General features: G+C 40.0%; 16 protein-coding genes. All 16 read right to left on the bottom strand.

The features are described 5' to 3' along the window. Window positions 1-153 precede the first annotated feature (153 nt). Window positions 154-555 (bottom strand): Dabb family protein, encoded by a 402-nt coding sequence (locus HCN54_RS13095; protein ID WP_167598139.1) that lies wholly within the window; start codon window positions 553-555, stop codon window positions 154-156. Between the two features lie 10 nt (window positions 556-565). Then, window positions 566-2674: a gliding motility protein RemB gene (locus tag HCN54_RS13100; RefSeq protein WP_167598140.1), complete on the bottom strand. Its 2109-nt coding sequence runs from the start codon at window positions 2672-2674 to the stop codon at window positions 566-568. Window positions 2675-2811: 137 nt separating this feature from the next. Beyond that, window positions 2812-3588: an energy transducer TonB gene (locus HCN54_RS13105; RefSeq protein WP_167598141.1), complete on the bottom strand. Its 777-nt coding sequence runs from the start codon at window positions 3586-3588 to the stop codon at window positions 2812-2814. A gap of 113 nt (window positions 3589-3701) precedes the next feature. Continuing rightward, a complete protein-coding gene (locus HCN54_RS13110) occupies window positions 3702-4430 on the bottom strand; it encodes an energy transducer TonB (RefSeq protein ID WP_072983124.1) in 729 nt (242 codons plus the stop codon). 57 nt (window positions 4431-4487) lie between these two features. Then, window positions 4488-4874, bottom strand: a complete 387-nt coding sequence (locus HCN54_RS13115) for a VanZ family protein (RefSeq protein WP_167598142.1) — start codon at window positions 4872-4874, stop codon at window positions 4488-4490. Further along, the gene (gcvH, locus tag HCN54_RS13120) at window positions 4867-5247 is read right to left on the bottom strand and encodes a glycine cleavage system protein GcvH (RefSeq protein WP_167598143.1); all 381 of its coding nucleotides are present in this window, start codon (window positions 5245-5247) and stop codon (window positions 4867-4869) included. The genes HCN54_RS13115 and gcvH overlap by 8 nt, the downstream gene beginning before the upstream one ends. Before the next feature lie 12 nt (window positions 5248-5259). Further along, window positions 5260-12501 carry a cell surface protein SprA gene (gene sprA, locus HCN54_RS13125; protein ID WP_240924888.1) on the bottom strand — a complete coding sequence of 2414 codons (7242 nt, stop codon included), beginning with the start codon at window positions 12499-12501 and terminating at the stop codon, window positions 5260-5262. 72 nt (window positions 12502-12573) lie between these two features. Further along, window positions 12574-13155, bottom strand: a complete 582-nt coding sequence (gene ruvA, locus HCN54_RS13130; protein WP_072983120.1) for a Holliday junction branch migration protein RuvA — start codon at window positions 13153-13155, stop codon at window positions 12574-12576. 73 nt (window positions 13156-13228) lie between these two features. Then, window positions 13229-15538 carry an NADP-dependent malic enzyme gene (locus HCN54_RS13135; protein WP_167598144.1) on the bottom strand — a complete coding sequence of 770 codons (2310 nt, stop codon included), beginning with the start codon at window positions 15536-15538 and terminating at the stop codon, window positions 13229-13231. A gap of 106 nt (window positions 15539-15644) precedes the next feature. Further along, on the bottom strand, window positions 15645-17123 hold the full coding sequence (locus HCN54_RS13140) for an MFS transporter (protein WP_167598145.1): 1479 nt from the start codon (window positions 17121-17123) through the stop codon (window positions 15645-15647). A 94-nt stretch (window positions 17124-17217) separates the two neighbouring features. Continuing rightward, a complete protein-coding gene (queG, locus tag HCN54_RS13145) occupies window positions 17218-18159 on the bottom strand; it encodes a tRNA epoxyqueuosine(34) reductase QueG (protein WP_167598146.1) in 942 nt (313 codons plus the stop codon). Then, a complete protein-coding gene (locus tag HCN54_RS13150) occupies window positions 18152-19483 on the bottom strand; it encodes a cytochrome P450 (protein ID WP_167598147.1) in 1332 nt (443 codons plus the stop codon). The genes queG and HCN54_RS13150 overlap by 8 nt, the downstream gene beginning before the upstream one ends. 11 nt (window positions 19484-19494) lie before the next feature. Beyond that, on the bottom strand, window positions 19495-20517 hold the full coding sequence (gene ruvB, locus HCN54_RS13155) for a Holliday junction branch migration DNA helicase RuvB (protein WP_072983112.1): 1023 nt from the start codon (window positions 20515-20517) through the stop codon (window positions 19495-19497). A gap of 98 nt (window positions 20518-20615) precedes the next feature. Next, window positions 20616-22460, bottom strand: a complete 1845-nt coding sequence (locus tag HCN54_RS13160; protein WP_072983110.1) for a cbb3-type cytochrome c oxidase subunit I — start codon at window positions 22458-22460, stop codon at window positions 20616-20618. Window positions 22461-22485: 25 nt separating this feature from the next. After that, window positions 22486-23556, bottom strand: a complete 1071-nt coding sequence (locus tag HCN54_RS13165; protein ID WP_167598148.1) for a cytochrome c oxidase subunit II — start codon at window positions 23554-23556, stop codon at window positions 22486-22488. A 26-nt stretch (window positions 23557-23582) separates the two neighbouring features. Further along, window positions 23583-24941 (bottom strand): quinol:cytochrome C oxidoreductase, encoded by a 1359-nt coding sequence (locus HCN54_RS13170; RefSeq protein ID WP_167598149.1) that lies wholly within the window; start codon window positions 24939-24941, stop codon window positions 23583-23585. Window positions 24942-24951: the final 10 nt, after the last annotated feature.

Here is a 24951-nt window from a genome sequence, read left to right on the forward strand (position 1 = left end):
AAAGATACTGCACGAAGTGCTTTTACACAACCAAATCAACACTTAATATAAACGCTCAACAAAGCACCGTTTTAGATGAGAATGAAATAAAAGGTCTTAACTGAAAACCGGGTATGTTTTCACAAAAAGTACAGATCGATTACCCTTGGCAAATCACTCTAAACCAACAGCATCATAAACCTGAACACGCTCCCAAAGATCCTCAGACTCTTCTATAAATTTGAGGTGTACGGGTTCTTGCTGATACTTATTCTGAATTTCTTTAGATGGAAAAGTTAAAATGATAGAATACGTCCAGCTATTATCAACCACCTCTCGAGGCGTATTGGCCGGCGTACCTATAAATTGAGTTTGCGCATAATCGCTAGTGCTTAAAAATTTCTTCAAAGAAGCTTCAAAAGCGCCTCGATCTTCTTGACTCTCTGGATTTTTCAACCAGAAATACACTACATGAGCAAAATTGGTATCAAATTCTTTCATAGGCGTTGTTTCGTTTTTGCAAGATGTTGCAAGAGTACTCATCATTATAAGTAATCCTAAAAGTGCTGCTTTCATTTATAATAGTTTAATAATCAAAATACCAGTTAAAAATATCTGTACGAATCCCAAAATTCACCCAGACCGTACTTTCCTCAAGGTTCACGGGATCAAATTGATCTATCGTGTGGTTTCGGTAGAGCACATTAGCGTAGCATTTAAAATTGGTTGAAGGATTTACAATATAGCCCAGCTCTACATTACCAATGAGTGTTGTCGCAGTATTTCCTTGACCGATTTCAATACCAAATTCACTCGGGATATTTTCATCATTTCCGTAGATGCTTCCTCCAAAATAAACATCATTAATATCCCCTATCTCAAAACCACGTTTTCCATAAATGGCTTTAGCAGTACCGTACCAGCGATCATTTTGATAGCGCGCAATAGCAATGAGCTCTCTAAAATTAGCTCCCCACAAATGCGCCATCGACTGATTATTATGACCATAATTTAAAATGATCTCATTATTGCTATATACATAAGGCCGAACTTGATTAAACTCCAGTTGCAGTTGCAGGTTCTCTACATTAAACGCATCATAATATTTCACCCCTAACTGAACGCCCTGCTTGTTCTGAAAACTTTTAGTAGAACTGAAAACAGCTCCTGTAGAAAATTCATCTATGATCACCTGTGCGTATGCATTAAACTGATTGCTGAACTTATACTTCGCACTCAAACCTATTAGGGCATTTCCGCCGCGGGAACCCGTTGAAAATTCAATGGCCCGATAAAAAATAATTGGATTCAAATAATTAAGATCAAAACCACGATCGTTATCGTTAGTCCAAATCACATTCTCAAAGAGACCTATATTTAATCGCTTGGTCGCATTAAAACTCAGGTAGTGATTGGCCATGAATTTGGTTTTAAAAGAACCATTTTCAACAACATCAGAGCGCACATCTCTTAAGGACATCCAAGTGTTGGTATATTTAAATTTCCAAAAGCTAGTACTCATTTTAAAAAAGGGATACGGACTCGCATTATCACTTAAAAGTAACGAGCGGTAACCATCACCAATAAAATTTTTACCGTGACCAAATTGAAAATTAAAATATTTACTAGGTGAATACGACAAATACGCCTCTGCAACCGGATAGTCAAAATTACCGTCAGCAGCTTCTGCTGCTACGCCCCTTCCCGGTACAATCGCAGGATTACCGCCGTCTGGAGCAATAGAACGCGCATAGCGGTTAAAATAACCCGCAAACGTACCTTGACTCTCATAAAAGACCGTATAAAAATTGAGCTTCTCCCCTAGTCCACCTTGAAAAATTAAAGCCCGCGTATTATTATAAGTGAAACTTTGATCATCGTTATCTGCGGTTTCAAAACCCAACTGTAAATCTGCTGCTGGATCAAGCGTAAACCAGTAGTCTTCTCCCTGCAACGTCACCATATGTTCATTCCATAATTTACGACCAAACCAAGACTCCTTATCCTTATACAGACTTTCGCGCTTCTCTTTAAAGTCATAATATTTATTAACCTCGGAATAAATAAAAGGCTTCCCTGCAGTATGCGCATTAGTACCAACAGCATTCATCTCTTTATCAAATCTGCTGTAGGTCTGATGCGAAAAAGGTATGTACAACTCAGAGTTGTATTCTCTATTTTTAAACGGCAATGTTTTAATTGCGTCGTATTCAGATTCCAGATCCTGCACCGGTGTTACCCCGAAAGATTTATCGTTAACCTCTAAAAAACCAGCCGCAGACCGAAGCCCTTCAGGAACAGGAATAGGCATACTAAACTGCATATAGGTAGGCCTACCATTATAGGTCGCCGGCTTCACTTTGGGAAGCTCATCAAAAACACGCTTAAGTTCTTCTCTTAAAGCTTCAGATACTGCAGTAATATTGATCACCTTAAATACCCCTTCTTTTGTCACCTCAAAAAGCACAACCATCTCTCCCTTATAGTTGGTGTCTAAAATATCCTGCGGAATTTTAAACTCCATCTTTATTTTAGCGATAAGGGTTTGATTAAAACAGTCTTTAGAATCTGCAGCAGCAACCGTCTCACACGAACTAAAAACAGGATATTTTTCAAAATTGCCGCTTATGAGTTGCGCTATTCCTGTAGTTGAAATAAGCAATACGCAACCAAAAGCAAAAGTCTTCAATGACATGGATTCAAAAGATTTAGGAGACGAAAGATAGTATTTTTTTAAAAAGCAGCTAAGCCGGATAAAGTGAAGACTGCTAAAAACAAAAAAGCGTCTGCAACTTGTTGCAGACGCTTTTTATAAAGGTAGTTCTATATCATCTAATTTTGAACTTTAAACCAAATGGGCTGAGAGTAAATTACACGCACTTTGCGATCTCTTTGCTTTCCCGGTTCCATAGAAGGGAGTTTTTCCATAACACGTATAGCTTCCTTCTCTAAAGCAGGATGCGGTGCTCGCGTTTGGAGATCAATAATTTCACCGTACTCATCAATGGTAAATTGCACATCTACTTTATTCATTCCCTTAAGACCAAACTTATCGCCTAAAGAAGTATCAAAATTTTTACTGATGTGTGCATTCATTTTTTCTTGCATACAGGCTTTGCGTTCCGCATTGCTCTTTAACCCCTCACAACCCGGAAAGACAGGAACAGTTTCCACAGCCATAAAAGGGACCCATACAACAGGCTCATCGTCAGGAACAGGCTCAATATCCGTAAGATCTGGCGCTTCTGAAGTAGGTTCTGGAGTTTCAATTTCAAGTTCTAAAGTCTCCGGCAACTCCTCGTCTACAATAGATGGAACATCAGGAGACACTACAACCGGTTTTGGCGCTTCAGGCTTTTTGACCTCCCGACGAATGGGTTCATTCCAATCGTCATTAAAGGAAACCACAGCAACATCATTCATTTTTGGCGGTTCTTGAGCGAGCAAGGGGGACTTCAGCTCAATAACAATAATTGCTAAAATTAAAGCCAAGATCAATCCCACTTGAAAATGGACCACATTGTTTTTACGTAAATTTACGTCGTGCTTGCTTGCAGCTCGATTATCGCTTTGCCGAGCGACTTTTGAGCTTTCTTGTGAATTTTTCATAAGAAAAGTTTTAATGATTAATATTCGATAAAACTTTAACAATAAGCTTGCCACAAAAAAAATCCCGTCACACTTTCGTGGACGGGATTTTAAATTTTCTATGTATTCAAGAATTAATCCTGAACTTGGAACACAATTGGTAGTGAGTATAATACCCCTACTGCCTTTCCTCGCTGCATACCAGGAGTCATTTGTGGCAATAGTTTAATCACACGTGCAGCTTCCTGCTCTAGACGAGGGTGTGGCCCACGTGATCCTATATCAACGATGTTTCCTTTTTGATCGATTTTAAAACGTACATAGATACGATTGATTCCAGATAAACCTAGCTCACTACCTAATTCAGTATTAAACTTTCGGTTTACAAACTGGCTAATCTTCTCAGACATACATTTTTTCTTTGCATCGTTGCCTTTCTCTCCTTCGCAACCAGGATAAACCGGTACGTTCTCGATTACTGCAAACGGTACATCTTCGATAACCTCTTCTTCCTCAAAAGAAACTTCTTCAACCTCAACAATCTCTTCTTCTTGACTTGTTTCAGTAGATTCTATTACAGTTTCTTCGATTTCAACATCATCCTCAACAACTTCGATTTGCTCGGGAGCCGGTGGTGGTGGTGGAGGTGGCGGTGGTGGAGGTGGCGTGTTTAACTCTGTAATAGGCACATCTTCTTCAAGCATATCGTCCATCTGTAATTGTCCGATATCAATGGCCTCTTTCTCATACGTCTTCCACTCGATAGCCAAATAACTCAGCCCGAGTATCAGAATAAGACCTAACTGAAAGAAGAGTACACTTCTTTTACTTAGATCTGCTTTAGGATTTTTCTTAGGTTCCATGTGAATCTTTAGTTATTAAGGATTGCTAATTTAATTAAAAATAGTATCAACTCGAAATTAAAGTTTTGATTTTAGCTTAATAAATTGAGTTTTTGCAAGGAATACAAGCAGTATTCCTATTACAATCCCAATACTATTTGCTAACACATCATTAAAATCTGCTGACCTAGAGGTTGTTAACTCACCCTGTAAAATCTCAATAATTATACCATAAATAAAAGCAAGTATGCAAGATTTTATCAAAGCAGGCAAAAAATTGTCTTTTTTTTGCTTCAAACAATAAAAAAACAAAAACCACAGGCCTACAAAAAAAGTATACGCCAAGAGATGAACGATCTTGTCGCTATCTTTTGGCGCATCACTTATGTGCGGCATGGGCATTAAACAAACAAATGCGATAAATGCCGTATAGATGTAAACCGCAATTTTTAAAAGGTTAACCACCTATAATTTCTTGGTAGGCTGATGCATCTAAAAGCGTTTCTAATTCGCTCTCATCGCTAAATTTAATTTTTATCATCCACCCTTTACCGTATGGGTCTTCGTTTACTGCTTCGGGCTCAGACTCAAGATCTGCATTGAATTCAATGATCTCACCGGTAAGCGGCAAAAATAAATCTGAAACTGTCTTTACGGCTTCAACCGTACCAAAAACCTCTTCGCGATCTAGGGTCTCCCCTTCGGTTTCTACTTCTACATAAACGATATCACCTAATTCTCCCTGAGCAAAATCAGTAATGCCCACGGTTGCAACATCTCCTTCTATACGCACCCACTCGTGGTCTTTTGTATATTTTAAATCAGCTGGTAAACTCATAGTTAGTGTTAATTAATTTCCGAAATTATATCTTAATGTTATTCCTGAACGTATTGTGGTTTGCGGGTACGCGGTTGAAATCGCATACGTGGCAAACGCGTGATCATAATAAAAGATCGCGGTTAGGTTTTTACTCAAGGCGTAATCTGCCTTAAATGTCAAACCATAAATATCCTGACCGGCCGTTATCTGACTATTTTCAAGATCTAAATAACGCACAATGGTCTCATTTTGCCGCAACGACAGGTCTGCCCTAAAATTTAAATCACTTTTTAAAACGGTTTGTCGTCCTGCAATTCTGGTGGCAAATCTAATATCTTTTAGTCGATATCCCAGCCCTATTATGTATTCGTTTCCGTGAATTTCGGTGAGCAAGTTATTATCAAAACTCAATGACAGGGTACGATCTTTTCTCAATTCGGCTAAAATCTTTACCGAATTATTCATCTCAAAATCCAGTCGCACCAAGGGTGAAAATAATTCAGTTAAGTTGATATTTGAATACAACGTGGGGTTCAAAAAGTCTCCCGCCTGATTGGTTTGCGCATCGCTAGGATCATTATTCAAATCCCGATCATAATTCAAATTTGTACGGAATTGATTGATCGTATAACCCGCTTGATACCCGTGATTGATAGAAAAACGCTTAAACCGTTTTTTAAACCAATCTAACTTCATCAACCCAGTGTATTTTAAATTCCAGTTGGGCAACGGAAAACTTCTAAACGCTCCTAAAGAAACATTTGAAGCATTCCCTGGCGTATATGCTGATAAAAATGCGGGCAACAATACACGCTGACTCGTGCGACCAAAGCCTACAGGATAGCCATTTTCATCTCTTGGATACTGGTCATTCCCATAAAAGTCCTCTGCAAGACGCTCAGCGATCACAAGGCGATTGCTTCGGAAACGATTAAAATTAGCCGATGATTCTAGCGAACTCGAGTTAAACGCTGTACCAATCATTAAAGTAGAAATACTGTAATTTCCTAATGTGTTTCCGGTAAGGCTATTGTACTCTAAAGTCGTCGGGTTTACTCTATAGTTTTCATTATAGGTTTCCTGATAAATACGATTCATATTAATATCGATCGTAAGATCTTCAAGAAAACTCGTCTGTGCCTGAATGTCTAGATTTCGGTTTTCAACTTCGCTATACTGCTCATTATATTCTTGGTATAAGGTAAGCCAACCTTGTCTCGCAGCATAATCTCTAACCTCTGCCTGACTTCCGAATACAAAAGCAGTTGTAGGTCGCACCGTACCTAAAAAGCCTACTCCAGGCAAATACCCTGGAAGATAGGTCCCATTATTTTGCTCATAATTAACTTGAATACGCTTTATACCGGTTGCTATACCTATCAATGTATTGGTAGCCTTTTCGCCGGCGCTCAGCGTATTCTCTTCTTGCTGTTGCTTAGGCTGTGTTGGTGTTCCTAAGGTAGGAACAGCCCGACTACGGTCTGATCTAGAAGAAGGGCTTGCAGATTTTTTAGACAAGCCGATCGCATCATAAAGCGTTTTCATATCTAAGGTGGTCTGCAATGCGTGGGTATTTGCATTTTGAACCGAATTCCCAAGATCAGGTATTCCCTCTAAGGTTTGTAATTGATAAGAACCTCGTGTCCACTGAAAATCTGCACTGTAGGAATAGGTAGATTTTACAAAATCTAAAAACGGAAGTTTATTTACCGGCAAGTCATAATTAAGCTGCATCGTCTGATTATGACGATCAGGTGTTCCTACATCAAAAAATTGCGAATAAACACCTCCGGCGTTTTCATCTATAGAACTATCCGGATTCAAATAATTACGCACTACGCGATTCTGGTATTGATCGAGGTTGATGCGCAAGGATTTCGTAACCGGAAAGTTGATCGTAAAGTTGCGGTCAAACTGATAATTGCGCTGTAAATATTCTGGGATAGGAATAGAGCCTTCTGTCGCAAGAATATCTCTGAAGCGCTGCTGACTAAATTGTCTCGTAATATTAGAAGAGATATTAACGCTAGCCGGCAAATAATTAAAGTTGAAGTCTTTTAAAAGCTTCCAATATTTGTTGGCAAATAGAGAATCGTTCTTCTTAAAAGGCTCCACTGTTTTTGGCTGAAACGCCATTGTATATGTCGCTCCCGCGCGCACGTTTTTATTTACCGATTGCTCAATCTCAAAATCTTTGTGTTCTTCCTGATTGTGACTGTAAGCAAATGTAAAATTCTCAATATCCCACGGCATGGGTTTTTTATCTCCTGTGCGCTCTTTACGTACACCAATAAAGTTGATGCTCTCTCGCTTGGTGCGCTCAATTGCGATTTCTTTAATACGTTCACGTTCTGCTTCTGAAGACGCAGAAGCCAACCTATCATCTAATTCTAAATCGGTATATAACGGGTCGTATTGTGGCGTGATAGTCTCAACGCCTTTGGCGTAATTAAAAGGCACTTTAATACCCCACTTTTGCGGCAATAGTTGCCCTAAATTCACATTGGTAACCACATCATACGACTTCACATCCTCACGAGCACGCTGATTTGGCCCTGCATCAATACTACCAAAACCGGTAGTAGATTGTCTTGCTGTTCCTGAAAACGTAGCAAAGTCTGCGAGATTAGCATCCATATTCACGATCCCGGCCCAGCCGCCTTCGTTTTGTAAACCAGACAAACGCAATTCATTAAACCAAGCTTCGGCGCATACTGTTGAGCGACCTTCATCATTTCCATTTTTAAGCCCCAGCATCAACACGCGGACATCTCCAAAACTTGGATTCCCTTGAATACCTACACGAACTTTTCCGGTTTCATAAGGCGTTCCCGCAGGGTCAGCGATAGGATTTCCTTCCTCATCAAAATAGGTAATCTCATCTAAGAGTGTATTATAACTACCATTAAAGAAGGTCGCTTTTACCGTTTGCAGAACATCCAAAGGCACTTTGAGCTGATTAGCTTCCGGCCAAATCAGATCAGGACTTGTCGTTCCAAAAGCAGTTGGAGTCAGCGGCAATTCAATCTGATAAAAATTAGAAGTTAAGTCGGTCCCCATACGAATGATCGCGACCATTTCATTTTCTTGAATAGCCACTTCATTGATCAGAGACTCTAAGTGTATAAACATTTCTAGGTTTTCATACTGACGCATGTCTAGCCTGAAATTTTTATATACCGCTCTACTATCTTGCGTTTCTAGATCGCAAACCGTTAAAGACAGCGACTGCTCATTCTGTCTAATATTGTTATTGTTATTGATCAGCTCTTCCCTGTAAACACCGGGAGGCAACACATAAGGAATAGGGTTACGATTGTTGTTTTCTTCAATATTTACCGAAGTAACTTCAAAACGTGTATTCTCAGTTGAAGGGTCTGATTCGTCAGGATCAAGCGTATATAAGTAGCGACGATAATCTCCACGCACCAAGTCAAACGCACCAAAACGCAGCACCGTAGGATCTTCCCACCCGCTCATATACATACGCATAAAGCGAATAGATCTAAAATCGTTAATACCACCTTTGCTACCCGTAGGCTCACTGATAGGTATTTTAAATTGATACCAGGTCACCGGCATCGTATTTCCATTTTGAAGCGTCACTTCAATATCCCGCTGATCAACTATAAATTCGTTTGAAATATCAAGACTTTGCGGCGTGATTTCCATTTGATATTCATAGTAACTATCAACGGTATTCATAGAAAAATCTCTATTGAAATCTTCTACATCAGGAACCGTGGTTGAACCTCTATCGGTTTGAGAAACATCAACCGGCGAGTTTCCTTCCAGGCCGTTATAATTCTTATATCGGTTTAAAACCGAACCATTTGCCGCAACAAAATATTGATAGTTATCTGCCGAAGGATCTTCCAAGCCGGCAAACTCCGGAAAATTAACCGCTTCTTGATCATCGCTCAGACCGTCATACCCTACATCTTGATTGGTGCGCTGCTCACCTTCGGTATCAAAAGCATAGATCAGCGCTTGATTGGTGGGCACTTTACCCCAAGAAGTCGCAACTGTATTGCTCGCAGAGCCGTCTTGTGGCAAACCATTTTCGTATTGTTTTCGGCCATCCTTCAGGACATCTTCAGAAATATTTCCTAGATCTATAGTCAAACGTCCACCGGTATTGGTTGCATTTTCAGCATAAATGAATGGATCCATTACCCAAAACTCAATAAACTCCACGTTTTGCTGCTCAAAATCTGTTGAAGCAAATTGACGCATAATGCCTCCAAAATTCTCCACCGGATTTTCTAAAATTCCATCCTGAGCATCCAGACTGTAATTATACGGTCCGCGTTCTCCCGGGTAAAACGCGAGGTCTAGCGTAAATAATGCCTGAGTGGTTCCTGCAATAATATCTTGTTCCGGAAAAATCTCATCTCTAAAAACGCGTCGCGTCGCATAAGTTGAAACATCGGCGTCTGTTATTCCATCAGGACGCTGACTGGTGTAAAATATAGGATCTATAGTGTACCACGCCAACTTTGCGCGTTTATAGCCCGTCCTCAAGTCTCCATTAGAAAGTTCGCCTCCAAAATCTATAGGCGCAGACGATAAAAACCATTGCAACGGCGAACTGATGTCAAGCGAGGTTTGTGTTCCTTCAAAATCATCGATATACGAAGCTGCTTCCCCACCAAATTCAGTGGCTTTGGGTTGCCCCGGAATCAAATAAGCAACCTCGCCTCTAACCGAAATATTAGAAGGCACATCGGTATCAATATTAGGAAGCTTGTTTACAAGTCGGGTTAAAAAGGGAACTTCGGTAGAATAATTCACATTAAAACCAAAGATTGTATTGTTGATGGGCTCAAAGCTGTACGTTGCTTTTTGTGTTAAGGGACGCTCATTAAGATTAAGCAATGTACCCCCAATCATAAAATTCTCATTAAACTGATGCTCGACATTTAACCCTGTAAAACGCTTAGTCTGCTGACCAAATAAAGCGTTGTTTTCGGTAGAAACCTGAATAGGAACACCAGATCCCTTAAGCGCCTGATCTAAAATGATCACGCGGCCTCTTGCATAATCTACCGAATAATCTAAACCTTCCTGAAGCACGCGACCTCCGGCAGTTACTGTAACCGAACCTTGTGGAATATTAAACGCACCTATAGGAATCCCTTCTTCTTGTGTGGATTTAAAAGTTCCTTGCAGTTGAAACAGGTTTTTATCAGCATTGTCTTGCGCAATGGTTTTGGTAGACTCGTATAATGAAGTGTATACATATTTACGCTGATTGGCATTATACGTATCTGAATTCTCATAATTCTCACCTGCCGTCGTGCGCAGTTTATCAAACAGGTATTCTCCAAAAGGTTCAACCGAAGTAAAAATGATGCTTCCGTTTTGCACGTTAACCGTGATTCCTTCTTGAAAATCAAAGAAACCATCACCTCCCACTTGCGGGTCACCGTACTGCGTGAGTCGGTCAAGGTTAAAAACATTAAGTAAGGGCGTGTTAGCAACATCGTCAGGTAGCGCCGGGCCACCTTCGGCAGGAGTTATGTAGTTGATAGGAGACGGAGCGTTGTAAACGATATTCATCCTAAAGCCATCCGCTTCTAACTGCCCTACCCCGAGTCCATAGATGTTTTTCATCATCAGATCCCAGATGGGTTCTTCAACATCTGTGATATTACTCTTAAGCAATTTCACCACTAACGCCTGAGAAGTCCCTCCCTGGCCGGGTGTTATAAAACTGTCTAAAATTCCGTCGTTATTGATATCGCTACCGTTAGTCTGATCAGCATCAGCAGCATCGGCAATCTGGTCACCGTCAGTATCCTGACCGTTATTGTTAACGCCATCACCATCAGGATCTACATCTACAATATCAGGCACTCCATCACCATCTGTATCTGCATAGGCGCCACTGGTAGCGTCAACGCCATCATTAGCAAACTCCCCTACCTGATACACTTCTCCATTTACCGTATATTGAAAGGCTACCGCCAGAACCTCGTCGTTATTGAGTCGTTGATTTAAGGAGATATATCCTAATTGGGTGTTTAGCGTATATTCTGCAGCGGTGAGTTGACGCGCATTTTCTAAAGAAACATAGTCAGATCCGTCAGCAACTTGCACTCCGCCAAATCCCTGTTGTACAGTAGCCACATCACGAATAGCAGAAGTAAGCACAGACTGGCCGGTACCGTCGATACCAAACGGATTAAAATCATTACTACTGTTGCGTGGATATGCTCCTGCCGGAAGATTAACAAAGCCTCCCGGAATTGTAGGCAAACCTATTTTAACAGGGTCTGACTCCCCAATATCCTGAATTGCAACAATGTTTCGAGTGTTTTCAAATCGCTGCGTACGGTTTGTAACCCAAATCTCAATACGCGTGATTTGCACATTAGAATTGATAAAAGGATAATTTGCTAATGCTCTATCATAATTATCTCTAAAATACTGCGCTAGGAAATAATGCCGGTTCTCGTCATATTCTAGCGCATAAATATCAAAATCCTGAATTGTCCCATCGCCTTGAGCAACTACTTGATTGGTTTGGGATTGCTGCTCAGAGAACACGCCGGTAATGGTTGTTTTTCCAAACTGAAGCTGTGTTTTTACCCCAAATAAACTTTGCGAACCTTGAATAAGCGCACTATTGAGCGGCATACTTACATTACCTACTTCAATCTTCTGAACAATATCATCCTCATTAGGCGTGTATTCTAATTTGATCTGATTTTGAAAATTGAAGGTCGACTCGGTATCATAAACCGCATTCACCTGCAGTCGTGAACCTACTTTACCCAGCAAGCTTAAGCTGATACGCTGGTCAAAATCAAAACTGAAATTGCTTCGGTTACGCGGAGAAAAACTAGGATTATCTTGTTTTGTAAACAATCCACCAATGTCCATTTCCACCGAACCTTGCGGAGTGAATTCTATGGTATTTCCACCGAAAATAGATTCAAAAAAGTCAGATTCTACATAGTAAATAGGCAGTAAGCCGTTTTGACTTTCTTTTCCTTCTTCGGTACGGCCATCAACCGCTGCTATTTTCTGCTGAAAATAGGTTTTCATGCGCTCTTTTTTCACCAGCTCTTTAAATTCATCTGGTGTAAGAATACGCGGGTAATTTATGTTGTATTGCCCTAAAGTCTCGGTATAAATATACTTGTCTGTAAGTGGATCGTAGGTATATTTGGCAACAATAGAGTTAGGGTTTTTAAGGCTCAGTTTGCCTAAACTCACTCCTATTTGGGTAGAATCTTGCTCTTCTTCCTGTGCAAATACGGGCATAGAACACAAAAGTGTCCCAGAGATAAATAGCATTTGTAAGGAAAACCAGCGTAGTTTTGTACCCAATGTCTATTACAGTTTTTTTAGTGCTAATTTAATGATCGTCTCTACCGAAGCTTGCGGCTCATCACGAACGATCGCCGTACAAACTTTCTCAGCCTGCTTGCGCGCGAAACCTAAGGTCTCTAAAGCTGATAACGCTTCTTCTTTATTGGTATTGTCTGCTATAGGAGAAACTTCATTAATATCATAAACTTTAAGAATTTTATCTTTTAGATCTAAAATGACGCGCTGTGCAGTTTTAGCCCCAATACCTTTTACCCCTTGAATGGTTTTAACATCACCGGTCGCGATCGCCTGTTTCACTTGACTAGGTTCAAGAGAAGAAAGCATCGTGCGCGCAATGCTCGTGCCCACTCCACTCACAGAAATCAACAATTTAAAGATCTCACGTTCAGATTTATGAGCAAAACCATAAAGTGTATGTGCATCTTCTTTGATGTGCAGATAGGTATAAAGCATAATGCTCTCCCCGTCTGGCAACAACGAAAATGTATGTAGCGAAATATTTACAAAGTAGCCAATACCGTTACATTCTATAACGACATCAGTATGGTTTTTTTCGACCAACTTGCCTCTTAAAAAAGTAATCATCTGCTAATAAAAGGTTAAGGCTTCAAATGTATTAAAATTAATCAACACACCTAAAGCCTGTTCTATCTTGGTTTTATGCATTATTTGCTTCTCCTAATAATTCTTCCTGAAGCTTTTTTCCTTTCTGCTGCGCATCAATTACTGCAACAGCAGACATATTTACGATCTCATCTACACTTGCTCCCAGTTGCAATACGTGAACCGGTTTGTTCATCCCCATCATAATAGGCCCAATATTATCAGCATTGTTCAATTCTTTAACCATTTTGTACATAATGTTGGCTGAATCGATATTGGAGAATACAAAGGTGTTCACCTTTTTTCCTGCTAGTTTTGAGAATGGAAATTTACTCTTCAACATTTCAGCATTAAGAGCAAAATCTGCTTGCACCTCACCATCAACTGCAAGATCAGGGTAATATTTATGTAAATAGGATACCGCTTCGCGCACCTTATCTGCCTGCGGATTTTTTGAAGATCCAAAGTTAGAATACGAGATCATTGCAATTACCGGCTCCATCCCGAAGAGACGCACCGTACGCGCCGTCATCAATGCGATTTTTGCCAATTCTTTTGCGGTGGGCTCAATATTGATGGAAGTATCTGCTAAGAATAAAGGTCCCCGACTGGTGTTCATCAAGTTGGCTGCTGCTACTTTCTGAACATTAGGCGCCGAACCAATTACTTCAAGAACCGGTTTTACCGCCGAAGGATAACTGCTGCTATATCCTGTGATCATCGCATCAACATCTCCCTGCTTCACCATCATAGATGCATAATAATTACGCTGTCTCAATAAACGCTGCGCATCATAGAGTGTAACCCCTTTGCGCTTGCGCTCTTGCCAGTAAATTTGTGCATACTCGTTGAGCTTCGGTTTTTCTTCAGGAGTTTTAGGATCTATGATTTGCACATCTGCATCAAAATCAAGCTCTTCCATAAGCTCAATAATGGTCTCGCGATTTCCTAACAATACCGGCACACCAATACCTTCATCGTGAATGATTTGTGCTGCTTTTAGAACATCTAGTTGATCTGCTTCAGCATATACAATACGCTTAGGCTCTGTTTTCGCACGGTTGAGTATAAGACGTACAATTTTATTATCTGAGCCCATACGCTCGTGCAGTTCGTCTTCATATTTCACCCAATCCGTAATAGGTTCACGCGCTACGCCACTATCCATCGCGGCTTTTGCAACCGCCGGCGGAACCTTTGCGATCAATCTTGGATCAAAAGGTTTTGGGATAATATAATCGCTACCAAAATTCAGTCGGGTTTCGCCGTAGGCTATATTCACCTGTTCAGGCACCGATTCTTTAGCGAGTTCGGCTAAGGCTTTTACCGCAGCCATTTTCATTTCTTCATTGATCTTTGTGGCACGCACATCTAGCGCACCTCTAAAAATAAATGGGAAACCAAGTACATTATTCACTTGATTAGGATGGTCAGATCTTCCTGTTGCCATTATGATATCGTCGCGGGTGTCCATCGCAAGGTTATAGTCGATCTCCGGATTTGGATTTGCCATGGCAAATACGATCGCATTAGGCGCCATAGATTGAAGCATTTCCGGCGAAACAATATCTGCAATGGATAACCCGATAAATACATCTGCATCTACCATTGCTTCTGAAAGTGTATCAATTTTACGATCAGATGCAAACTCAGCTTTTTCCACCGTAAGGTTTGCGCGATCGCTACGTATCACCCCTTTACTGTCAAGCATCACGATATTTTCTGCTTTTGCTCCAAATGCTTTATAAAGACGCGTACAAGAAACCGCTGCAGCACCCGCACCACTTACCACAATGCGAATGTCTTCCATCTTTCTATTAGTAAGTTCGACCGCATTTAATAATGCTGCCGCAGAAATGATGGCGGTACCGTGCTGATCATCATGCATTACCGGAATATCAAGCTCTTCTTTTAAACGACGCTCGATTTCAAAAGCCTCAGGAGCTTTGATATCTTCTAAGTTAATTCCACCAAAGGTTGGCGCAATATTCTTTACGGTTTCAATAAAAGCATCTACATCTTTAGTATCAACTTCTATATCAAAAACGTCAATTCCTGCAAAAATTTTAAACAGGAGGCCTTTCCCTTCCATCACCGGTTTTGAAGCTTCAGGACCAATATCGCCCAAACCTAAAACGGCTGTTCCGTTAGAAATCACAGCAACTAGATTTCCTTTGGCTGTATATTTATATGCGTTCTCTTTGTCCTTTTCGATCTCCAGACAAGGCTCTGCAACCCCGGGAGAATAGGCTAACGACAAATCTCTTTGTGAAGAATATTTTTTAGTAGGTACAACCGCAATTTTACCTGGCTTTGGTTTGGCATGGTATACTAAAGCCTCACGGCGCTTACTTTCTTTACTCATAATTTAAGTGTTTGCTAGTAGTACAAAAGTAAGCCTATTATTGAATCACCCTAAGAAATATCAAGGTTTCCTTGCCGCAATTTTGACAGTATCAAAATTTTAACGCTTAGCGCAATTTGATCTCATCAGACGAATAGCTCTTTTTGAGACGCAGTGCTAAAAGCGCCGCAATGATAAAAAACACACCACCAAAAAGGATCGCGTTTACCGCATTATCCCCAAGTAGATTTTTAATTATAGGGCCAAACGTAACCGTTTGTATCAGCATAGGAATCACGATCATCATATTTACAATTCCCATATAAACACCTCGTTTTTCTTCAGGAATCACTTTAGAAACCATCGCATAAGGAATACCCATCATTGCAGCCCAACCAATACCAAAAAGGACCATTGGGATAAGAAGTGCATATTCATTTGTGATGAACGGCATACTTAATAAGGCAATTCCGGTAAAGACTAAACTCAATACATAAACATTACGAGAACCGTATTTTTTAGCAAAAGGAACTAGAGCCAGCGCCACGATCATCGTCACAAAATTGTAGGTTCCGTTCATTAAACCGGTCTGTGCTAAGGCTTGCTCTGAGACCATCTGAAAATTTTGAGCGAAAGCAGTGTCTCCTGTCCCTACGGTTCCGCCCGACTTACAAGCTTCCATAATTGCTTCGAAACGCTGATTATCTTCATTGGTCAAGCCATAAATACTATTGCGTAGCATGGGCGTTACAAATTGCCAGTACACAAATAGCGCATACCACTGAAAGAAATAAACGGCAGCTAGTTTTTTTAGCATCGAAGGCATATTACCAATAGCCCCGATGATCTCAGCAAAAGGTTCTTGAATACGCTGTAAAAAGGTTGAATCTCTTTTTTCCTTTTTTAAAGCTGCTAAAGCTTCATCTGACGGAGGAATTTCAGGAGTTTTCCAAACCGACCAGCTAATCGTTAACACCGAAGCTATTGCGCCAAGAAAAAAGGAGTAATACACCCAAGTAGGAATATTAGAGACCGTCTCTGTCGCCGTAGAGCACAATGCAGCACTTTGCTCTGCAGACGAGCCAAACCAATCCTGAAACAGAAAAAGCGAGAAGTTAGCAATGGTGATCCCGGCACCCACAAAAAGGCTCTGCATTTGATACCCAAAGGTTAACTGGTCATCATTAAGCTTATCTCCTACAAAAGCCCGATAAGGCTCCATCGCGGTGTTATTCCCAACATCAAGAATCCATAATAAACCAACAGCAAACCACAACTCTGGACTATACGGAAAGGCAAACAAACATAAGCTTCCCAAGATAGCCCCTATGAGAAAAAACGGCTTTCTGCGACCACCCCATTTAGGCAACCAGGTTTTGTCTGAGATCGCCCCAATAATAGGCTGAATTAATAAACCGGTAACAGGACCCGCAAGATTTAGCAGCGGCAAATCTGCGTGATCTGCTCCCAAAAAGGAAAATATGGGATTTATAGCAGTTTGTTGCAGTCCAAAACTGAATTGAATACCAAAAAACCCAACGTTCATATTCCATATTTGCCAAAAAGAAAGATTAGGCTTTTTTAGGGTACTCAACACTTTATTCATAATAGCACAAATTTCAAACGTTTTCGATTAGCAATTAATAATATTACGATATAAAATGCAAAAATAACATAGTAAGCAGTGTAGAAAATAAATCTTACTCAGGATCTTTGATGTTCTCTAAGAAATCAATATTCCGCTTTAAGCCGCTAAACTTTGTACGCTTTACCGGTGACTTTTTAAAAATTTCTGAAAAAACCTCCTGGGTAAGTTCTTTCCATTCCTTTTTAGAATACTGAAGCAACTCCGGTTTGGGATTAAATAAGGGTTCATTATGGGGTTTTGAAAACCGGTTCCACGGGCATACATCCTGACATACATCACACCCAAACATCCAGTCGTCCATCTTACCTTTAGCATAATCAGGTATTTCATTTTTTAATTCGATCGTAAAATAGCTGATACATTTACTTCCATCAACCACATAAGGATCTACAATCGCTTGTGTAGGACACGCATCAATACAAGCCGTACAAGAACCGCAATGATCAGTAACCGGAGTGTCGTATTCTAGCTCGAGATCAATGATCAATTCAGCAATAAAAAAGAACGAACCCACTTGTTTGGTTAATAGGTTACTGTTTTTCCCTACCCATCCCAAACCACTTTTTGCCGCCCAGGCTTTATCCAATACAGGAGCCGAATCGACAAAAGCTCTACCATCTACTTCTCCTATATGCGCTCTGATGGCTTCAAGGAATTCCTTCAGCTTATCTTTGATCACAAAGTGATAATCCGTTCCGTAAGCATACTTAGAAATCTTATACGCATCTTCTCGCTGGGTTTCTTCAGGATAATAATTCAATAATAACGAAACTACACTTTTAGCTCCGGGAACTAGCAACGTGGGGTCTAGACGCTTATCAAAATGGTTTTCCATATAGTGCATTTCACCATTTCGATTTTTATTCAACCAATCTTCAAGACGTGGAGCTTCTTGCTCAAGAAAGCCAGCCTTAGAAACACCACAACTCATAAAGCCCAACTCCTTAGCTTTAGCTTTGATCCAAGCGGTATGTTTAGCTTTGGTGTTATTCACGGTCTCTAGGAATAAAGGTGAGCAAGACGTCTTTGGGTTTTAATGTGATCAACGGATTAATAGCGATTGGAGATGCTTCCTCTTGAATCTTGAACTTGCACATTAACTGACTTACCGTCAAAACCATCTCATACATCGCGAAATTATTACCGATACACATACGTGACCCAGCCCCTAATGGATAGTAATATGGAGAATATTTTAAGCTATCGTCAGCAAAACGATTCGGATTAAATGTGTCAGGCTGCTCCCAAAAATCGGTGTGCCTGTGAATTTCAAAAATGGAAAATAAAATATTGGTCCCTGCTTCAATCTCAAATTCTTCAAATTGATCGTTATCAATACTTATACGATCAATAAAATACGCCGGCGGATACAACCGCATAGATTCGTTGATCACTTGATTGGTATAGGTCAACTTTTTGATTTTATCTAAGAGATCAGATTCTTGTTGAGCTTGGAGTGCTTCGGCACAAAGCTTTTCCTGAATTTTAGGATCTCGGGCTAAAAGAGCCGCCGTAAAAGTCAAGGCATTTGAAGTAGTCTCGTGCCCCGCAATGAAAAGTATTAAAATCTCATCAATAAGTTGCTCCCGACTCATAGGCGTGTCATCTTCATACCGTGCATAGAGCAGCATATCAAGTAAATCATCGTGACGGGTTTCGCTCGCAATACGCGCATCGATAAGCTTACTTAGAATTTGCCGTGCTTCTAGGGACTCATTTAGTGCTTTTTTTAAGGCTCCTGAAAGGTGAAACCACCAATTTAAATACGGCTGTCTCAATTCTTTGACCATCATACGCTGATTGCGTTCTGTAATATTTTGCAATCTGTTAATATCTTGCTGATCAATCACATTACTAAATAACGCCTGCACAACCGTGTTAAACGCCAGATCATTAAATACCGGAAAAATATCAAAGGTTTTCTCCGGCTCTATTTTACTAAGTTCCTTCTGAATAACTTCATCTACTTTATGAAGTAAACCGTGTATCGTTTTTTTATGAAATGCCGGCTGAATGAGTTTGCGCTGTTTTGCCCAATGCTCTCCATTTGCAGTTAATAATCCACGACCCACATATTTTGCAAGATCTTTCGTTTGAATAGGAGACTTCTGATAGTTTTTTTGATTTTTCTGAAGCGCGTGCTGCGCAAAACGGGCATCCCTTGAAAAAAGAACGCTTCTGGAAAAACCGATCTTCAACTGAAACGTATCGCCTTTGGCCTCAAAATTCCGTTTATGAAAAGGCAATGGATTTTTTAAAATCGACAAAGCCGATCTTAAAAACTGAACCATGGAAACTTTAGGAAAAGGCTTAGCCATAACTTCCGGTATTAAAACAATCCTCCTTGAATAGGACCTTTAACCCTATTCAAATGCGTATAGGCCGCTTCAGTAACTTCTCTACCGCGTGGTGTTCTTACAATAAAACCTTGCTGAATTAAAAAAGGCTCATACACCTCTTCAATTGTCTCTGCACTTTCAGAAACTGCGGTTGCAAGGGTTGTGATCCCAACCGGCCCACCTTTAAATTTATCAATGATGGTAGCCAGGATTTTATTATCCATTTCATCCAAACCGTGCGCATCTACATTAAGTGCCTTTAAGCCAAAACGGGCGATCTCGATATCTATAGTTCCATTTCCTTTTATTTGAGCAAAATCCCGAACCCTTCTCAGTAAAGCATTTGCTATACGCGGCGTACCTCTACTTCTACCTGCAATCTCAATTGCAGCTTCCATATCAATCGGTACTCTTAAAATTTCGGCACTACGCTGAACGATGGTAGTCAGTAATTCGGTGTTGTAATATTGTAATCTTGAAGAGATGCCAAAACGCGCTCGCATAGGAGCTGTCAACAACCCGGAACGTGTGGTTGCGCCAATGAGCGTAAATGGATTTAAAGTGATTTGGACCGTACGCGCATTGGGTCCGCTTTCGATCATAATATCGATCTTGAAGTCTTCCATTGCGGAATATAAATACTCTTCAACAATCGGACTTAAGCGGTGTATTTCATCTATGAATAAAACATCGCGTTCTTCAAGGTTGGTCAATAATCCGGCTAAATCGCCCGGCTTATCTAAAACCGGCCCGGAAGTAACCTTGATATTCACCCCCAATTCATTGGCAAGAATATTAGCCAAAGTGGTTTTTCCTAATCCCGGAGGCCCGTGAAATAAGGTATGATCTAGTGCTTCTCCTCTACCATTAGCAGCCTGCACAAACACTTCAAGATTTTCAATAACTTGTTCTTGACCCGTAAAGTCATCAAAACTAAGCGGTCTCAAGGCACGCTCTATATCGTATTCTTCGTGAGAAAATCCTTCTCCGGTGGGATCTAAATGCTCATTCATAAGGTAAAGATACTAAATAGGAGTGCACAGATTACTTGAGGCTCCTCTAATAAAAAAGCCCGCAAATTGCGGGCTTTTGAATATTTATCAAGAATCATTTAGTGATTCATTTCTTCTTCATTTGGCTGAAGGGGTACATTCTGAGGAACGAAATCCTGACCAGGAATTACGTAATCAGTCTCATCTTCGTTCAATTTACTATAGTCATAAGACCAACGGTAAACAGATGGAATCTCACCCTCCCAGTTTCCGTGAATGTGCTTCAACTCTGTAGTCCACTCTAGCGTGTTAGATTTCCAAGGGTTCTTAGGACCTTTCTTTCCATAGAAAATAGAAGAGAAGAAGTTATATAAGAACACTAGCTGAACCGACGCCGTTACGATTGCTGCAATAGTAATCATTACGTTTACGTCAGCAAGATCGTCAAAGTACGGGAATGCAGTGTTTGAATAGTAACGTCTTGGTAAACCTGCCATCCCAATAAAATGCATCGGGAAGAATACAGCGTAAGAACCTATAGCCGTTACCCAGAAGTGTACGTAACCTAAATTCTTGTTCAGCATCCGCCCTTCGAACATTTTAGGGAACCAGTGATACACTCCGGCAAAAAGACCGTACAGCGCAGAAATACCCATTACCAAGTGGAAGTGCGCCACAACAAAATACGTATCGTGAACATTGATATCTAGTGTAGAATCTCCAAGAATAATACCTGTTAAACCACCGGTGATAAAAGTAGACACCAAACCAATAGAGAACAACATAGCAGGGTTCATCTGCAAATTACCCTTCCACAACGTAGTAATATAGTTAAAGGCTTTTACTGCGGAAGGAATCGCGATCAATAGGGTCGTAAAGGTAAATACAGAACCTAAGAATGGATTCATACCAGATACAAACATATGGTGACCCCAAACAATTGTAGATAAGAAAGCAATTGCAAGAATCGATGCGATCATCGCGCGATAACCAAAAATAGGTTTACGAGCATTTGTAGCAATAACTTCTGATGAAATTCCCAATGCAGGAAGTAATACAATATAAACTTCGGGGTGACCTAAGAACCAGAACAAGTGTTCAAACAATACGGGAGAACCTCCTGAGTTATGCAATACTTCCCCACCAATATAGATGTCAGATAAGAAGAAAGAAGTACCAAAACTTCTATCCATTATTAATAGTAACGCAGCCGATAATAAAACCGGAAAAGATATAATACCAATGATAGCGGTCACAAAGAATGCCCAAATTGTAAGCGGTAGTCTGGTCATTGACATCCCCTTAGTTCTCATATTAATTACAGTAACTACGTAATTCAAAGAACCTAATAAAGATGAAGCAATGAAAACAGCCATTGAAACTAGCCATAAGGTCATACCCGTACCTGCAGCAGATATAGACTCAGGCAAGGCACTCAATGGAGGATAAATCGTCCAACCTGCAGCAGCAGGGCCAGCCTCAACAAACAAAGACGAGCACATAATAACAGCAGACAAAAAGAATAACCAATAAGAAACCATATTCAAGAAACCGGAAGCCATATCTCGAGCCCCAATTTGCAATGGTATTAAAAGGTTACTGAACGTACCACTTAACCCAGCGGTAAGTACAAAGAATACCATTATAGTACCGTGAATGGTAACTAATGAAAGGTAGATACTAGAATCCATAACTCCTTCTGGAGCCCATTTCCCAAGGAAAATTTCAAAAATGGTAAAACTTTCCTCTGGCCAAGCAAGCTGAATTCTAAAAAGAATAGACATTGCTATACCGATGATCCCCATAAACAAACCAGTAATTAAATACTGCTTTGAGATCATTTTATGATCGGTACTAAAAATATATTTACTTATAAAAGTCTGGTGATGATCGTGGTGCGCATGATCGTCGTGATGTGCGTGATCATCGTGAGCATGTTCAAAAGCTGTTGCGTTTGCTGACATATCTAGTTTCTTTTAAAAATCAATTTTACTGCTGAGCTATGCTCGCTTCAAAAGTTTTCTGGGTTTCTAACCAAGCTTCATAATCTTCTTGAGATTCAACTATAATCTTCATCTGCATATTATAGTGGCTAGCTCCACAAATCTTATTACAAAGTAAATAATAGTCAAATTCATCATAAGAGTCAAGTGCAGGCTCTCCGGCAGCAACTAATTCTTTACTTTTTTCTTTACGTATCTCTTGAATAGTACGCATTTTATCCTGCATATACTCAGTCTCTCTGATCTCTTCGGTAGTCACCGTAGGAGTGAATGAAAACTGAGTGATCATACCTGGAACAACGTTCATCTGCGCTCTAAAGTGTGGCATATACGCTGAATGCAATACGTCTTGTGATCTTAGTTTAAAAATCACCTGACGGCCTACCGGCAAATGCAGTTCTTGAGTCACCACATCGTCTTTACCATCAGCATCACTAGGATCTATACCTAATTGATTAACACCTTCGATAAAACGGACATTGGCATCTCCTAAAATGTTGTCTTCACCCGCATAACGCGCTTTCCAGTTAAACCGCTGTGCATATAATTCAACTACAAGAGCATCTTCATCTTCCTCAAAATTCATAATGTCTGACCACGTAAATAATCCGTAGATGATTAAACCAGCCAAAACAATTACCGGAATAATGGTCCATATGAATTCTAACTTATCATTATCTGCATAGAATAAAGCTCGCTTACCTTTTTCACCTTTATACTTATAAGCAAAAAAGTGTAATAGAAATTGCGTGATTACCTGCACCACCATAATAAGGGCGATAGAGATAAACATCAAGTTATCGTACTTACCACCGTGAGCGGAAGAAGCTTCAGGCAAATAGAATTTAGAGTAATGCCAGAAGCAATAGAACATTAAGAAGTAAAGAAACACCATAAACATTACCATCAACTTGGCATTGATACGGTTATCCTTTCCATTTGCGACATCTTGGGTATCTTCAGCAGAATTCCCTTTAGAAAGCGCATATATTTTACTCATTTGCCATATTGCTACAGCAAAAAGAATGATTACAATAAGTACTAAAAAAACGGTCATTGTTGTGTTTTTTCTGTTCGTTGATATTAATAGTGAAAATGCTCGCTTTCTACTAAGAATGGATTATTCTTAGGTCTCAACGATACTTTAGCTAATCCTAAACCTACCATTAAAATAAACAGGCCTAAGAAGAATAGTAACGCAGCGAATTCTGTGATTCCGAAAGACCAATGCGGTCCAACCGTAGATGGCATAACCAATAGGAAAATATCTATATAGTGTCCTACCAAAATGAAAACACCTGCAATTACCACAAACCAAGAAACGCGTTTGAAATCACTATTCATCAATATTACAATTGGGAATACAAAGTTGATGATAATCATTCCAAAGAAAATAGGATTATACTCTTGTATTCTCAAAATAAAATAGGTAACCTCTTCTGGGATGTTTGCATACCAGATCAACATAAATTGACCAAACCATAAGTATGTCCAGAATACACTGAAACCAAACATAAACTTAGCCAAGTCATGTAAGTGACTATCATTTACAAATTCTAATTTACCAATAGCTTTAAGTGAAACTGTTACTATTGCAATAACAGTTACAGCTGAAACAATCATACTTGCAAAAATATACCAAGCAAAAAGCGTACTGTACCAGTGTGGTGTCATTGACATAAACCAGTCCCAAGCCATTGTAGATTCTGTTACGATAAAGAAGGCTAAGAAATACACCGAATACTTAAATAAGTTCTTGTAAGGTCTATCTCCTTCAGCATCATCCATTGCAAGAGAGTTCTTTCTAGCAAAATGTCTGTATAAATTCCAACCAACAACATAGATGATCCCTCTAATCAACCAGAATGGAAAGTTTAAGTATACTGATTTCTCTTGAAGAATGGTATCTTCAGCTACTAATTCGTGATTTTGCCAAGGGAAGAAATGCTCACCTGCAAAAATTACGATCAATAAAACAATCACAGATCCAGGCAAAAGATAGTTCGTAATCCCTTCCATCACTCTAAACAGCACTGGCGACCATCCTGCTTGAGCTGCATTTTGAATTGCATAAAAAACCAATGTTCCTAATGCAATCATCATAAAGAAGAAAGCTGCGACAAATACCGCAGACCAAGGCTTTGTTTGCATCTGATGCAATACGTGCTCCATATGCTCTCCTTCGCCGTGTGCCTCGTGGCCCATATCTTTATCATGTGCCATGGCTTTCTCAGAATATCCATGTTCCTGACGCGCCTCGTCAACAAAATTTGCTTCTTCGTGACTAGCTTCTTCACCATGATGCCCTTCTTGAGCGGCAAGCACTTCACTTGCTTCTTCAACTGTAGCGGGTACAGATAAAAATCCGTAGACCACACCTACAAGTCCAAGAACCATACTAATTATGGCAAAAAGTCTTAATTTACTTGATAACGTGTACATAATTTTGAAA

Source organism: Leeuwenhoekiella sp. ZYFB001, assembly GCF_011784865.1.
Classification (GTDB): domain Bacteria; phylum Bacteroidota; class Bacteroidia; order Flavobacteriales; family Flavobacteriaceae; genus Leeuwenhoekiella; species Leeuwenhoekiella palythoae.

Bases quoted from the DNA above. Each gene is read 5' to 3' on its own strand.
- HCN54_RS13095 (WP_167598139.1), bottom strand. From the start codon at position 555: ATGAAAGCAGCACTTTTAGGATTACTTATAATGATGAGTACTCTTGCA.
- HCN54_RS13100 (WP_167598140.1), bottom strand. From the start codon at position 2,674: ATGTCATTGAAGACTTTTGCTTTTGGTTGCGTATTGCTTATTTCAACT.
- HCN54_RS13105 (WP_167598141.1), bottom strand. From the start codon at position 3,588: ATGAAAAATTCACAAGAAAGCTCAAAAGTCGCTCGGCAAAGCGATAAT.
- HCN54_RS13110 (WP_072983124.1), bottom strand. From the start codon at position 4,430: ATGGAACCTAAGAAAAATCCTAAAGCAGATCTAAGTAAAAGAAGTGTA.
- gcvH (WP_167598143.1), bottom strand. From the start codon at position 5,247: ATGAGTTTACCAGCTGATTTAAAATATACAAAAGACCACGAGTGGGTG.
- sprA (WP_240924888.1), bottom strand. From the start codon at position 12,501: ATGCCCGTATTTGCACAGGAAGAAGAGCAAGATTCTACCCAAATAGGA.
- ruvA (WP_072983120.1), bottom strand. From the start codon at position 13,155: ATGATTACTTTTTTAAGAGGCAAGTTGGTCGAAAAAAACCATACTGAT.
- HCN54_RS13135 (WP_167598144.1), bottom strand. From the start codon at position 15,538: ATGAGTAAAGAAAGTAAGCGCCGTGAGGCTTTAGTATACCATGCCAAA.
- HCN54_RS13140 (WP_167598145.1), bottom strand. From the start codon at position 17,123: ATGAATAAAGTGTTGAGTACCCTAAAAAAGCCTAATCTTTCTTTTTGG.
- HCN54_RS13150 (WP_167598147.1), bottom strand. From the start codon at position 19,483: ATGGCTAAGCCTTTTCCTAAAGTTTCCATGGTTCAGTTTTTAAGATCG.
- ruvB (WP_072983112.1), bottom strand. From the start codon at position 20,517: ATGAATGAGCATTTAGATCCCACCGGAGAAGGATTTTCTCACGAAGAA.
- HCN54_RS13160 (WP_072983110.1), bottom strand. From the start codon at position 22,460: ATGTCAGCAAACGCAACAGCTTTTGAACATGCTCACGATGATCACGCA.
- HCN54_RS13165 (WP_167598148.1), bottom strand. From the start codon at position 23,556: ATGACCGTTTTTTTAGTACTTATTGTAATCATTCTTTTTGCTGTAGCA.
- HCN54_RS13170 (WP_167598149.1), bottom strand. From the start codon at position 24,941: ATGTACACGTTATCAAGTAAATTAAGACTTTTTGCCATAATTAGTATG.